We start from the raw sequence: 13,909 nt of genomic DNA on the forward strand, positions 1-13,909 counted from the left end.
CGAGGGTATCTCTACCTATGTGGTACAACGGCCTGCTCGACTTGTCGGCCTGGCAACTGGTCGGCATCACTTTGTTGATGACCCATGTGACCATTGTCAGCGTCACGGTCTACCTGCATCGCTATTCCGCGCATCGTGCGCTGGAGCTCAACACCGGGCTCAAGCATTTCTTCCGCTTCTGGCTGTGGCTCACCACGGCGCAGAACACCCGTGAATGGACCGCTGTCCATCGCAAGCACCACGCCAAGTGCGAAACCCCGGAGGACCCGCACAGCCCAGTCTACAAGGGCTTGAGTACGGTGCTGCGCAAAGGGGCCGAGCTCTATCGCGAAGAGGCGCGCAACCCCGAGACCTTGCGCATCTACGGCAAGAACTGCCCGGACGACTGGGTCGAACGCAACCTCTACTCCCGCTACAAGCTGGGCGGTATCGTGCTGATGGCGCTTATCGACCTGCTGCTGTTCGGCACCGCCGGCATCACGATTTGGGCCGTGCAGATGATGTGGATTCCCTTTTGGGCAGCCGGGGTGGTCAATGGCCTGGGCCACGCCGTGGGCTATCGCAATTTCGAATGCCGCGACGCGGCGACCAACCTGGTGCCTTGGGGCATCGTCATTGGGGGCGAAGAGCTGCACAACAATCATCACACCTACCCCAACTCGGCCAAGCTTTCGGTCAGGCGCTGGGAATTCGACATGGGCTGGGCGTGGATTCGCCTGTTCTGCCTGCTGCGCCTGGCCAAGGTCCAGCGCGTGGCCCCCATCGCTCACCGCGTTGCCGGCAAGGCCAGCCTGGACATGGACACCGCCATGGCCATCCTGAACAACCGCTTCCAGATCATGGCCCAGTACCGCAAGCTTGTGATCGGCCCGCTGGTCAAACAGGAGCTGGACCGCGTCGATACCTCGGTCAGCCACCACTTCCGCCGCGCCAAACGCCTGCTGTCCCGTGAAACCAGCTTGCTGGAGGATCGCCACCATGTCCGTATCGAGTCCATGCTGGCGCACAGTCAGGCATTGAAGACCATTTACGAGAAGCGCCTGGCCCTGCAGCAGATCTGGGCGCGGACCAGCGCCAATGGCCACGACATGCTTGCCGCCATGAAGGATTGGGTACACGAGGCCGAGACCAGTGGCATCCACGCCCTGCGCGACTTCGCTTCGCAGTTGAAAACCTATTCCCTGCGCCCGACCGCTGCCTGACCTCCGTTGATCGATACGCCCCGTTCTGGGGCGTAAGCTCAGGAACTTCAACCCTCTGTTTCGACTCGAACTGCCCACATCGGCCGGAAGGTGGCCGCACCTTTACCCGTCGAGCGCGCGCTGTGCACATGGCCAAGAACAATCCCAAGATTCTGACCGGTACTCCTCCCCCCGACGCTGCCCAAACCCTGCTGGCACTGATGCATGCCCAAGGCGAAGTCGCCCGACTCAGCGAACGTGAGCAGCTATTCAGTTCGTTGCTTGAAAGTGTCAACGCCGTACTGTGGGCCTTCGATTGGGAAACGCGGCAAGTGCTGTACGTAAGCCCTGCGTTCGAGCGCATCTTTGGTCGCCCTGTCAGCCGGGTCATGGCCGATTTCAACGTATGGCGCGACAGCATCTATCCGGATGATCTTGAATTTGCCGAACAGAGCCTGGCGCAGGTACTGTCCACAGGCTCCGTGGAACACCGCGAATACCGCATCCTCAACGGCGATGGCGAGCTGCGCTGGCTGAGCGACAAGTGCTACGTCAGCCAGCAGCCAGGTAGCGATCGGGTGACCATCGTCGGCATCGCCGAAGACATCACCGACAAGAAACGCCTCGAAGGCGAGCTTCAGCGTCTGGCCACCACCGATGTCCTGACCCAGAGCAGTAACCGCCGCCACTTCTTCGAATGTGCCAAGCAGGCCTTCGACAAGGCACGGGAGGACGGTACACCGCTGACTTTCCTGCTTCTGGACATCGACGATTTCAAGAACATCAATGACAGCTACGGCCACCAGGAAGGTGACCAAGTGCTGCAGCGCATTGCCCACAGCGGCAGGACGGTACTGCGTCGAGGTGATCTGTTCGGCCGCATCGGGGGCGAAGAATTTGCCGCAGTATTCCCAGGCTGCACGGCCAAAGTGGCAGAACAGATCGCCGAACGGTTGCAGCGGGAGGTGCAGCGGCTGAGTTTCGGCCAGGAGGGCCAGACCTACAGCGTGACGGTGAGCCAGGGCCTGACGGGTTTGATGGAGGACGACGACACCCTGAACAGCTTGTATGCCCGTGCCGACGCAGCCATGTATCAAGCGAAGCGCCAAGGCAAGAATCAGATCGTTCAGGGATGAGCATCGGCGCCCACCGTCGGTAAATTGCTGACATGAAAAAACCCGCCGAAGCGGGTTTTTTTTAAAGCCAGCTACATCAAGCGAGTTCAGCGAAGCACTCTTCGATGATGGCCAGGCCCTTGTCCAACAGAGCGTCTTCGGCGGTCAGCGGCACCAGAATACGCAGGACGTTGCCGTAGGTACCGCAGGACAGCAGGATCAGACCCTTGTCGCGCGCCTTGGCAACGACTTGGGCGACAGCTGCAGCGTTAGGGGTATGAGTGCCTTTCTCGAAAACTTCGACGGCAATCATCGAACCCAGGCCACGCACGTCACCGATGATCGGGTGCTTCTGCTGGATCTCACGCAGACCGGCGGTCAGGCGCTCGCCCACGGCCTTGCTGCGGTCCAGCAGGTTCTCTTCTTCGAATACATCGATGACGGCCAGGGCCGCAGCACAGGCGATTGGCGAACCGGCATAGGTGCCGCCCAGACCGCCCGGTGCAATGGCATCCATGTATTCGGCCTTGCCGCACACACCGGCCAGCGGGAAGCCGCCGGCGATGGACTTGGCAAAGGTCGTCAGGTCAGGCGCAACGCCCATCTGCTCCATGGCGAAGAAGGTGCCAGTACGGCCTGCACCGGTCTGCACTTCGTCGGCGATCAGCAGGATACCGTGCTGGTCACACAGGGCACGCAGACGCTTCATCAGCTCTTTAGGCGCTGGCAGGAAGCCGCCTTCGCCTTGTACGGGCTCGAGGATGATGGCGGCGATGTCACGTGGCTCGGCGTCGTTCTTGAAGATGCGCTCGACCGAAGCGATGGCATCGTCGACGCTGACACCGTGCAGCTCGCTCGGGAACAGTGCACGGAAGACACCACCTGGCATCAGGCCCATGCCTGCAGAGTACGGCACGACTTTACCAGTCAGGCCCAGGGTCATCATGGTACGGCCGTGGTAGCCGCCGGTGAAGGCGATCACGCCGGCGCGGCCGGTTGCAGCACGGGCGATCTTGACGGCGTTCTCGACCGCTTCGGAGCCAGTGGATACCAGCAGGGTCTTCTTGTCGAAGTCACCTGGCACCAGCTTGTTGATCTTTTCGCACAGCTCTACGTAGGGCTCATACGCCAGTACCTGGAAGCAGGTGTGGCTGACCTTGGTGAGCTGCTCTTGCACCGCTGCAACCACTTTTGGGTGCAGGTGGCCGGTGTTCAGCACGGCGATACCACCAGCGAAGTCGATCAGTTCGCGGCCTTCGACGTCAATGACGGTGGAGTTCTTGGCCGATTCAACGAAAATCGGGTGGATCTGGCCGACGCCACGTGGGACAGCGGCGACACGGCGTTGCATCAAGGATTCGTTGGTCTTGCTCATAATGCCCTCATTGCGCCGTTGAACATGGCGCTTTTATTCGGGGGTAGCTGGGGTTGCCCGCAGTCAGTATTCGTTGATCGACTGCCGCGAACGCCCTGGCCACCAGGTGCTGCAATGTAAAAAAGGCCAGCGGGACGTCGCTCTCGCGCCCCGCTGGCAGAGGTAAAGCCTTTACCGTGCGATCAGACGCTGATGCACAGGTATTTGATTTCGAGGTAATCCTCGATACCGTACTTGGAGCCTTCGCGGCCCAGGCCAGAAGCCTTGATACCGCCAAATGGCGCCACTTCGTTGGAAATCAGGCCGGTGTTGATGCCTACCATGCCGTATTCCAGCGCTTCGGCGACACGGAACACACGGCTCATGTCGCGGGCGTAGAAGTAGGACGCCAGGCCGAACTCGGTGTCGTTGGACATGGCGATGACTTCGGCTTCGTCTTTGAAGCGGAACAGCGGCGCCAACGGGCCAAAGGTTTCTTCCTTGGCAACGGCAGCGGTCTTGGGCACGTCGACCAGAATGGTCGGCTCGAAGAAGTTGCCTTCGATCAGCTTGCCGCCGGACAGGACCTTGGCGCCTTTGCTCACCGCGTCTTCGATGTGCTCCTGCACCTTGGCCACGGCCTTGCCGTCGATCAGCGGGCCAGTGGTGGTGCCGTCTTCGAGGCCGTTACCGATCTTGAGCTTGGCCACAGCGGCGGCCAGCTTCTGCGCGAACGCGTCATAGACGCCAGCTTGCACGTAGATGCGGTTGGCGCAGACGCAGGTCTGGCCGTTGTTACGGTACTTGGAGATGATCGCGCCTTCGACTGCCTTGTCCAGGTCGGCGTCGTCGAACACGATGAACGGGGCGTTACCACCCAGCTCCAGGGATACTTTCTTGATGTCCTTGGCGCATTCCTGCATCAGCTGGCGACCGATTTCGGTAGAGCCGGTGAAGGAGAGTTTGCGCACCAGGGCGTTGCCGGTCAGTTCGCCGCCGACTTCGCCTGCGCTGCCGGTAACCACGCTCAGCACGCCTGCCGGAATACCGGCACGGTTGGCCAGTTCGACCAGCGCCAGGGCGGAGTACGGGGTTTGCGAGGCAGGCTTGAGCACCATGGTGCAGCCAGCGGCCAGGGCCGGGCCGGCTTTACGGGTGATCATGGCAGCCGGGAAGTTCCACGGGGTGATGGCCGCGGTGACGCCAATCGGCTGCTTGATGACGATCAGACGCTTGTCAGGCTGGTGGCCTGGGATGGTGTCGCCATAGACGCGCTTGGCTTCTTCGGCGAACCACTCGATGAAGGAGGCGGCATAGGCGATTTCGCCCTTGGCTTCGGCCAGCGGCTTGCCTTGTTCGGTGGTCATCAGGCGAGCGAGGTCGTCCTGGTTTTCGATCATCAGTTCGAACCAGCGACGCAGCTTGGTCGAGCGCTCCTTGGCGGTCAGGGCACGCCAGGCCGGCAGGGCCTTGTCGGCTGCCTCGATGGCGCGGCGGGTTTCCGCAGTACCCATCTTCGGCACGGTACCAATGACTTCGCCCGTGGCAGGGTTGGTCACATTGATAGTCTGGCCGCTGTCCGCATCCAGCCATTCACCGTTGATGAAGGCTTGCTGGCGGAACAACTGAGCGTCTTTGAGCTGCATGTCGGCTTCCCGAATTGTTGATTGTTGAAAGCGCCCAGCGCAGGGCCCCGAGCGTTTGAAATCTCAAACGAATGCTAAGCGTCTGCTGGGGTGTTGGACAATAGGCTGTTCGAAAAAAAGAACGAGCGGTTGAACACCTTATCTGAAATCGGCTCGCTGGTAGGGCGTGATGGGCCCTGGCTACCCAAGGCGAGCACGAACCGAAAGAGTAGCCCCAGGCAGAACCGCCATGGAGGCGAACATGGCAACTGGTAAAAAGGGCTACAGATCAAGGCGATGGACGCAGACGAACGAGATAGGTATCATGCGTGCGCGTTGCACTCGTAGCTCAGCTGGATAGAGTACTGCCCTCCGAAGGCAGGGGTCGTGGGTTCGAATCCCGCCGAGTGCGCCATACATGAAAAGCCCCAGGCCAACGCCTGGGGCTTTTTCGTTTGTGCGCCATGTCACACGCCTGGTACTGCCGTACCACAGGTCATTGGTGTTAGCGTGAGGGCCTTCCCGCACGACGGGGCCTCATCAATGATTGGCGAAGGAATGCGTACACTCATGCATCTGAAAAAGCTCACCTCTGTTTCCCTGCTGGCAGCCAGCATCGGCTTGTTCGCGTTGCCTGCCCAGGCCAACCTCACCCAGCAGCAGTCTGCGGCGATCGTCAAGGCGTTCGACGGCAGCGATCCGCATGACTTCAAGCAGTTTCTCGGCAAGCTCAAAGGCAGCGAACTGGCCCAGGCCGATGACCTGGGCACCACCTTGGACACCTACCTGGCCGGTAAGCCGCTGGGCGCCGAGCAGCAGAACGAGATCAATCGCCTGCTCGGGCTCTACACCCGCATCAAGTACGGCAAGGCTGCCACCCAGACCCTGCGCGAACTGGTGGCCATTCCCACGGTCACCGTCGAGGGCACGCCTCAGCATGAAAACCCCGAGTTCCTGAAGATCGCCGACAAGATCAAGGCACTGGCCGACGGGTTTGGCCTGGCTTTTCGCAACGTCGACAACCGTGTCTACGAAATCTCCCTGGGAAGCGGCAAGGAAGTGGTCGGTATCCATGCCCATGCCGACGTGGTCCCTGTCACACCGGAAAACTGGAAGCTGGCCGACGGCACGCGCCTGGACCCGTTCAAGGTCACCCTGGTCGGTGATCGCATGTACGGCCGTGGTACCGAGGACGACAAGAATGGCATCGTCGTAGCGCTGTATGCCCTGAAGGTCGCCAAGGATGAAAACCTGCCCCTGGCGCGGCAATTCAAACTGCTGATCGACACCACCGAAGAAACCAGCGGCGATGCCATCCCGTACTACTTCGAGCGCAACCCTACGCCTGACTACAACCTAGCCCTGGATGGCGGCTATCCGGTGGTCATCGCGGAAAAAGGCTACGGCACCGTGATGGCGAATTTTGCCAAGCGTGCGGCCAGCGGCCAGGGTGCCGAAATCGTCAACCTTACCGGTGGGCTTGCTACCAATCAGATCCCGTCCACCTCGGTAGCGACCTTGCTCACCGACGACGCCAGCGCACTGGCGCAGCGGTTGAACACGGCCGGTGCCGAGTACGTGAAGCAAAACGGTGGCGACTTCAGCATTGCCGCCAAACCCGACGGCAAGCAAGTGGTGCTCACCGTGACCGGTGTGTCAGCTCACTCCTCGGAGCCCGAATCGGGCGTGAACCCTGTCGCGCGCATGCTGGACTTCATCAATGGCGTGGGCAAGACGGTGCCGTTGAAGCGGAACCAGTTCACCGATGCTGCCCACTATGCGGCGGACAACTGGGGCCTGGACTACCTGGGCAAGAAGCTGGGCATCGCCTATGACGATGCATTCATGGGGCCGCTTACCGCCTCGCCAACCTTCGTCGGTGTGGATGACAAAGGCTTGAAGCTGGCGATCAACCTGCGCATCCCCAAGGGCAAGGCGGTCGCGACGATCAAGGATGAAATCGCCGACAAGCTCGGTAAGTGGTCGCAGCAAAGCCATATCACGCCCGCCTACGACTACAGCCTGGACGAGCCGATGTACCGCAACCCAGAAGGCGAGTGGGTCAAGGCCCTGCTGGCTGTGGCCAGCGAAAACCTGGGCATGAAGCACGCGTTCGGTACGTCCGCCGGAGCCACCTCAGTGCATGACCTGCCCAACGGCGTGCAGTTTGGTCTGGCCATGCCCGGTGTGAAGTACACCGGGCATAACGACAACGAGTTCAAGACCGTGGACCAGTTCATGCTGGACCTGCAGGTGGTCAGCGAAATGGTGGCGCGGATCGGGCAGATGCCGAAGCTCTGAGATCCGCCTCTGCCTTTGGCATCGCTACCCGGCCTGGCAGGCCGGGCTAGCGCGCCCGGTGATCCCTGCACAGCCCTGAATCATGTCAGGCTGTGCATCACCTGCAGGGTCTTTTCAATGTCCTGGGGCGTGTTGGTGATCCCGGCAGAGAAGCGAACCGAGGTATGGCGGTAAGGTGTTGCGCTGGCAATGATGTTCTGCGCTTTCAACTTCGCCACCACGTCCTTGGGCGCCTGACCCTTAACGTCGCAGCATACGATACCCGCCGAAAACTGCGCGTCTTGGGGCGTGAGTAATGAAACATTGGGCAGTTTGGCCAGCCCTTCCTTGAGTTGGCCATTGAGTTCGGCAACGCGCTCGGCAATGCGCTTGCGGCCAATTTGCTCGATGAATCGGAACGCCTCGATCATCGCCCACTGATTCTCGAACGCCAGGAACCCTCCGGGGCTTACCCATGCCGCTTGCGTATCGCCCTGCGGCGCACGTTCCTGGCGCCAGGCATTGGCAGGCTCGGCCGCCATGATGGTGGGAATGGTCGGCATGACGTGGCGCCATTGCCCTTGGCGCCCCCACACCAGACCGGTTCCGTGCGGGCCGAGGATCCACTTGTGCGTACCGGCACTGAAGAAATCGCATCCCAGGCTGGCGACCTGCGCCTCGGAGCAGCCGAAACCATGCACCCCGTCAATCACGTACAGGATTCTCTGCGCCTCGTCACGGCCTTTGTTGAGCCGGGCCACCAGGTCGCCGATCTCCTTGACCGGCAACCGTACGCCGGTGCCTGAATGGACCCAAGTCATTGCCAGAATGCGGGTCGAAGGGCGAATGGCGGCTTCGATACGCGTCACGATGGCATCGACGCTGACGTCCTGCGGACCTTGGTAGAGATCGATGCGCCTGATGCTGCCACCCCACTTGACCACAGCCAGGCGCATCGCTTCGTCATGGGTGTACCACTCATGGTGGGTGGTGAGAATTTCCTGATCGGGATTGAGCTTGATGCCGTTGTAGATCATTGCCAGGCCCTGGGTCGTGCTGGTGGTCAGGGCAATGTCCTCTGCGCGCCCGCCCGTATAGGCGGCCGCGGTTTCGCAGACCTTGCGCCAGACCATGTCTTCGGGTTTGGCGAACATGTGGTCTTCGAGGTAGGTATAGGGGTTCTGGTCGAAGGCCTCCCGGTGCCGCGCCATGGCATCGCGCACCGGCTTGGGGTTGGATGCCAGGAAGAAGTTGGAGATATGCACATACCGTGGCGACAGCTGAAACTGCGCCCGTACCGATGCCCAGTCGGCAGGATCGAATGCCGGGGTTTCTGGCTCGGGCGCCGCAACGGCGCCTGCGCTGGACAGGCTGGCGATCATGCCGCCGCCAACCAGGGTGGCGCCCACAGCGCCCCCCATGAATCCACGTCTTCCCAAACTCATTTCGACTTCCTATCGATTCACAGTGAGGTCCGCGCAGTGCGCGCGGACAAAGCATTGAAGATGCGCTGCCCATACAGGCCGACAGCCAGACCCAGCACGATCAGGACAACGGCCAGTACCTTGCTGGTGGGCACGCTCTCGTTGAACACCAGTACCGAGCCGAGCATGCCGAAAATCGGCACCAGCAGCGAAAGCGGTGCGACGGTCGATACCGGGTACGTCTTGAGCAGCGAATTCCAGATCCAATAGGCAAACAAGGTGTTCGGATAAACCTGGAACAGAATCGACAGAATCGCCGTGCTGTCCACCTGATGGACCAGCGCGGTGTAGCCGGCACTGCCATTGACCGCGTAGTCGAGCACGAACAACGGGATCGGTGCAAAAGCGCTGGACCACACCAGGAACGCGAACACGTCCTTGGTCTTTGCCTTCTTGTTGATGACGTTGGCCACGCTCCATGCGCCAGCGCCCAGGAGTACCAGCAACACACCAGGCAATGTCACCGAGCCGTCGCTGATCGTGATGATGCACAGCAGCCCCGCCAAGGCCACCAGCATGCCCAGCACCTGAAAGCGCGTCAGTGCTTCTTTGAAGACCAACCCGCCCAGCAGGATGGTGAAGAATGCACTGAACTGCAGCACCAGCGAGGCAATGCCGGCAGACAGCCCAGCCTTGATCCCGAGGTTGACCACACCCCATAAGCCGATGCCGAACACCAGGCCGTAGCCAATGATGTAGCGCCAGGCCACATCGGGTTTGCGGATGAAGAAAATCGCCGGCAGCGCACACAGGCTGAAACGAATCCCGGCGAGGATCAGTGGGTCGACAGTGGCCAGCCCCAGTTTGATGACAGAGAAATTGATGCCCCAGATGGCCGTGATCAGAACGGCCAGCACTACATGCTGTGGTTTCATTGGCAGGCTGCCTTGAAGAAGAAGTTAAGCAACGGATGTCAGGTGCCGGGCCAGTGATACCCGCGAGAACAGATCAACCATCCAGTCGCGGGTACGCTCGGGCTCGGCGGTCTTGACGATGCCCGCCAGCGGCGCTTCGAATGCCGAGTAGGTCACGTGCCCAGGCAATGGTGCACCCGGTTCGAGCTCGTTCCACTGCACGATACAAGGGCTGCCGCGCAGTTCACCTGCGCCCTCGAGCCCAAGGAACGTGCGCTGCGGGTGAGTGTGCCCAGGGAACACGAACCATCCGTAGCCCAGGTCCGCCTGCCGGCCGCTCAGCGTCGAAAGGTCCAGTTCGCCGTCGACATAGATGCGCAGTTCCAGCGAAGGCAAATGAATCCCCGTGGCCATCTCATACGTCGCCACCACGTCAGCCCCGCCGACCCGGTTACCCACTTCGAGGAAGACCGGCCCGTCGGCGTCCATGATGGCTTCCAGGTGGAAGGCGCCGTGGGTGATCCGCACCGCGTTCAGCGCCTGCCCCACCCACTCCCGCATGGATGCGCAGCTGTCCACATGCCAGGAACCCAGCGGCGCACCCCGCTCCATGTAGTCCAGGCAGGTGCCTACGTATTCACTGGCCTGCATCGTGACGATTCGACCGTCGAGCACCAAACCGTCGAAATGGCGGATGGGGCCTGCAACGTACTCCTCGACCTGAAAATCATCGATGAGCAACGACTGTTCATGGATTTTGCGCCGGATTTCGGCGTGGGCCTGAGACGGTAAATGTACGCTGACGTCCGCGCTCGAAGCGCCGCTGTGGGGTTTCAAGACCGTTTTGCCTGCCCAAGGCACCTGGCCTTGCGCGTCCAGGTAACAGGCCAGCGACATGAACTGCGGTATGCGCAAGCCGTTGGCCTGCACCGCTTGCTTCATCAGCAGCTTGTTGCGCGCCAGGGTCACGGTCTGTAATGAAGCCCCTTCAACGCCCAATGCTTCTCTCAAGCGTGCAGCATCGAGCAGTTCGTATTCGGACATTGAAATAATGCGATCAAAGCGCTGGGGGCTACCAGACAGCCATGCCAATGCTTCCTCACTAGCGCTGGCGGTACCCGCTCGTACCACCCGCTTGCACTGCAAATCGGCAGGCAGCGTGTCGATTGCAGCTTGCTTGCCGAAATAGGTGACTTCGTGCAGCGCATGATCGATGCCACGGTGGTATTCGATTCGGGGGTAAGGCACACGGTGGAGGATCAGAATCTTCATATTATTGTTCTCGAAGCGTGGATGGCGTCGCTCAGCAAGCGGCTTTGAGCAGGGGTTCGGCAGCCAGGCTGCGCGCCATGACCTCCAGCCACTGTTCGCGCAGCGCGCTGACCAGATCACGGATATCGGCCTGGGCATCGTGCAGCGTCACGCAGGCCTGCGCCACGAAATCGCCATTATCCCGGGGCGTGGCATGGACGAGACGGCGCGCACTGGTCACCCAAGCGCATTCGAGCAAGACGACAGCGTCCTGTGCAATGCCCAGCCGCTGTGCTGCGCAGGCAATGGTTTCCACCACCAGGGCATGAACGTCGCCTAGTCGGGCCACATCGACGGTCATGTCCTGAGGCACGCCGAACATGAGGGTGGCCGCGCTACAGCTAGGCTCTGGCAGCTCCTTGGGTATGGCTGCCGAAAATACCGAGTCGATCCAGGCTGCATACAAGTCAAGCCCGTGGACAGCTTGAGCCAGCGTCCAGATTTTCATGCCTGCAGGGCGCCGATTGGGTTCGACCACGGCCGTGTTGCAGTCTTTCTCGCTGAGCTTGATCTCGTTGTGGAACGGCCCGATGCGCTGGCCGACCAATCGGTTGACCTGCTCGCCCACCACACGGATGGCCATGCGTTCCTGATGATCGAGCCGGGCCGGCAGGATCTGCGCCACTTCTACCGGGTAGCGCCCGGTGGCACTCACTTTCTCGGTGATGAACCACAACTCGCCCAGCCCGTCGTAGGAGTATTCACGGTCAAAGGGTATCAAGGCTTCGGCTAGCACGCCGCTCGCCAGGTACGGCTCTACTTCGGCAAACGCCTGGTCGCAGTCTGTACCCGGGGCGACCAGGACTACGCCCCGGTTATTGCCCTCGGTCGTGGGTTTGATGACGAAGCCGTGAGCCTGACGCCGGGCGAAGTTCTGTACGTCTTCAAGGCACCTGATGCGTTCGAAATCCGGCACCATCACGCCGAGCTGTGTAAGCAGCGGCCCGATGCGCTGCTCGCTTATCCGATAGGCCAGCTTGTCGAACGCCCCCAGTGCCAGGCGGGCGTCGTCAACGGGCAAACCAAGGCGCTCAAGCAGCGCAGCGCCACTGGCCACGGCATTGTCGGAAAACACGATGCCAGCACTGACACGCGCGGCCTCGTCGCCTAATTGCTCAAGCACGCGCTGGATGAAGTCCGGCGCCAACGGGTCTGCGTCGATAAGCCGATCGCTGATGCGCAGATCGTGCGCCTGGGGAGCGCTGCGCACCAACCAGGTTTCGGCATTCCAGCGCTCACGGGCATGGTTGCGCATGTGTTGAACGTCGCCGATACGGCTCAAGTTGTAATCCACAACCAGCAAAACGGGTCTTTGCAAGGACATGTCAATTGTCTCCGGTGCCTGGCGGACGTCAGAAGCCTTCGGTCTCGTACTGGATATCGAGCGCGTCTGCGCTGCTACGAGACAGGCGCTTGAGTTCAGCGGGGTGTTCGGTGTGCGGGAATGTCCACAGCAACTGGCCGAGGAATACTTCACGGGCATGGGCAGGAATCACATCGCCTGCCTTGAGCAGGATGTGCGTCACGCTGGGCGCCAGTGGGGTCTCAGCCAGCTCGACGCTACGCAGGGTGCCGGGTTTGGCGAAATAGACGCGAAAGAACGTGGCCGTCGTCTGCTCGGTGGTGCCCTCGGCGTGCCAGCCAAGCCTGTCCAGACGCTGTGCGAAGGCCTCGCGCAGAGGCGCATCGTCCTGGCTTGCGAACAGCAGGTCCAGCCACAGCGAGAGCATGCTGTGCCCGTCAGCGACCGCCTCAACGCTATGGGAAATCAGGCTGCCGCCCACCCGTGGATTGACTTCGATCAGGTCCCAGTGCTCGCCGGTGAACCTGGCTTCGATGTGGTAGCAACCCCATTTCAGCGCCAGGCAGCCAAGCACTTCACTCAGCCATGCCAGGCCGGCTGCGATCTGCGCTTTATCGAGGCTGGCTGGCGGTGTGGTGCAGCTGTCTTCCAGCACCGTTTCGGCTGTCTCGGTGACTTCGTATTTTTCATGAATGGCCACCACGTGGACCTGGCCATCGAGCAGTAAGGTCTCGAAGCTGAATTCTTTACCGGGGATGTAATCCTCGGCCATGAACTCAAGCCCCTCATTGAAGGCCGAGGCATACACGGTGTCGCTTGCTGAAGCCTCTCTCAAGGCTTCCAACGTGGCCCAACGGGTGTCCGGACGCATTGGGAAGGCGGCATAGGAAGCGATGCCATGGATCGGCTTGATGAAGTAAGGCCGGCCATCCATCTGCAATGCCTGCAGGACCGATGCCGACAGAGCATGCGCCTGGACCTGTGAAAGCCCGGCTGCCGCCAGTTGGTTACGCACCCCGAGCTTGTTGCGCAGGGCAAGCGCTTGCTCAGGGCCAATGTCGTAGGTGCCAAGCGACAGGTTGGCCTGCGCCATCAGGTGCCGGTACCCCTCCCACACGCTGATGCAGCAGGTGACCTGTTCGCCTGCTTCATGCAGACGCTGGAGGGTTTGGGTAACCTCATCGCTGCGTAATTGGTGAGCGTCGCCGACATAGAGCCGGTCTGCCCAAGACTCGATTTGCTGCAAACGAGCCGGTACATGTTCAGGAAGCGGCAATGAAGAAAGCACGAAGCAGCGAAGCTGTCGACGATGCAGCTCTAACTTCAAGTCTTCCAGAAATGAAAAGCCGCAATGGCTCAGGATCAGCACACCAGGTCGCGTCGTCTTCATTGCCTGCACCAT

Annotated in this window: 10 protein-coding genes and 1 tRNA gene; 4 read left to right on the top strand and 7 right to left on the bottom strand. The window is 61.0% G+C overall.

What is annotated here, in order from left to right:
* The first annotated feature begins 17 nt into the window (after positions 1–17).
* Both desA and PFU01S_RS15550 read left to right on the top strand, forming a co-directional pair.
* Positions 18–1,202, top strand: a complete 1,185-nt coding sequence (gene desA / locus PFU01S_RS15545) for a delta-9 fatty acid desaturase DesA (RefSeq protein WP_027914148.1) — start codon at positions 18–20, stop codon at positions 1,200–1,202.
* A gap of 128 nt (positions 1,203–1,330) precedes the next feature.
* On the top strand, positions 1,331–2,317 hold the full coding sequence (locus PFU01S_RS15550) for a GGDEF domain-containing protein (protein ID WP_027914149.1): 987 nt from the start codon (positions 1,331–1,333) through the stop codon (positions 2,315–2,317).
* Between the two features lie 76 nt (positions 2,318–2,393).
* On the opposite strand, the gene gabT is transcribed toward PFU01S_RS15550, so the two are convergent.
* Both gabT and gabD read right to left on the bottom strand, forming a co-directional pair.
* A complete protein-coding gene (gene gabT, locus PFU01S_RS15555; RefSeq protein WP_023535755.1) occupies positions 2,394–3,671 on the bottom strand; it encodes a 4-aminobutyrate--2-oxoglutarate transaminase in 1,278 nt (425 codons plus the stop codon).
* A 182-nt stretch (positions 3,672–3,853) separates the two neighbouring features.
* A complete protein-coding gene (gene gabD / locus PFU01S_RS15560; protein WP_028688193.1) occupies positions 3,854–5,296 on the bottom strand; it encodes an NADP-dependent succinate-semialdehyde dehydrogenase in 1,443 nt (480 codons plus the stop codon).
* A gap of 317 nt (positions 5,297–5,613) precedes the next feature.
* Here gabD and PFU01S_RS15565 point away from each other — a divergent pair.
* Together PFU01S_RS15565 and PFU01S_RS15570 are read left to right on the top strand one after the other, a co-directional pair.
* Positions 5,614–5,690: transfer RNA gene (locus PFU01S_RS15565), tRNA-Arg, on the top strand.
* Positions 5,691–5,845: 155 nt separating this feature from the next.
* The gene (locus tag PFU01S_RS15570; RefSeq protein ID WP_027914151.1) at positions 5,846–7,576 is read left to right on the top strand and encodes a dipeptidase; all 1,731 of its coding nucleotides are present in this window, start codon (positions 5,846–5,848) and stop codon (positions 7,574–7,576) included.
* An 80-nt stretch (positions 7,577–7,656) separates the two neighbouring features.
* Here the strand turns inward: PFU01S_RS15570 and PFU01S_RS15575 are convergent, their stop codons facing one another.
* Genes PFU01S_RS15575 through PFU01S_RS15595 form a run of 5 tightly spaced genes read right to left on the bottom strand, consistent with a single transcriptional unit; the run spans position 7,657 to position 13,897 of the window.
* Complete coding sequence (locus tag PFU01S_RS15575; protein WP_230395997.1) at positions 7,657–9,000, bottom strand: aminotransferase class V-fold PLP-dependent enzyme; 1,344 nt, start codon at positions 8,998–9,000, stop codon at positions 7,657–7,659.
* A 17-nt stretch (positions 9,001–9,017) separates the two neighbouring features.
* Entirely contained in the window at positions 9,018–9,914 is an 897-nt protein-coding gene (locus tag PFU01S_RS15580; RefSeq protein WP_027914153.1) for an EamA family transporter, read from the bottom strand.
* Positions 9,915–9,938: 24 nt separating this feature from the next.
* Positions 9,939–11,165, bottom strand: a complete 1,227-nt coding sequence (locus PFU01S_RS15585) for an ATP-grasp domain-containing protein (protein WP_028688195.1) — start codon at positions 11,163–11,165, stop codon at positions 9,939–9,941.
* Positions 11,166–11,196: 31 nt separating this feature from the next.
* The gene (locus PFU01S_RS15590; RefSeq protein WP_028688196.1) at positions 11,197–12,528 is read right to left on the bottom strand and encodes an ATP-grasp domain-containing protein; all 1,332 of its coding nucleotides are present in this window, start codon (positions 12,526–12,528) and stop codon (positions 11,197–11,199) included.
* A 28-nt stretch (positions 12,529–12,556) separates the two neighbouring features.
* The gene (locus tag PFU01S_RS15595; protein ID WP_028688197.1) at positions 12,557–13,897 is read right to left on the bottom strand and encodes an ATP-grasp domain-containing protein; all 1,341 of its coding nucleotides are present in this window, start codon (positions 13,895–13,897) and stop codon (positions 12,557–12,559) included.
* Positions 13,898–13,909 lie beyond the last annotated feature (12 nt).

The organism is Pseudomonas fulva NBRC 16637 = DSM 17717, assembly GCF_000730565.1.
In the GTDB taxonomy this organism is placed as follows: domain Bacteria; phylum Pseudomonadota; class Gammaproteobacteria; order Pseudomonadales; family Pseudomonadaceae; genus Aquipseudomonas; species Aquipseudomonas fulva.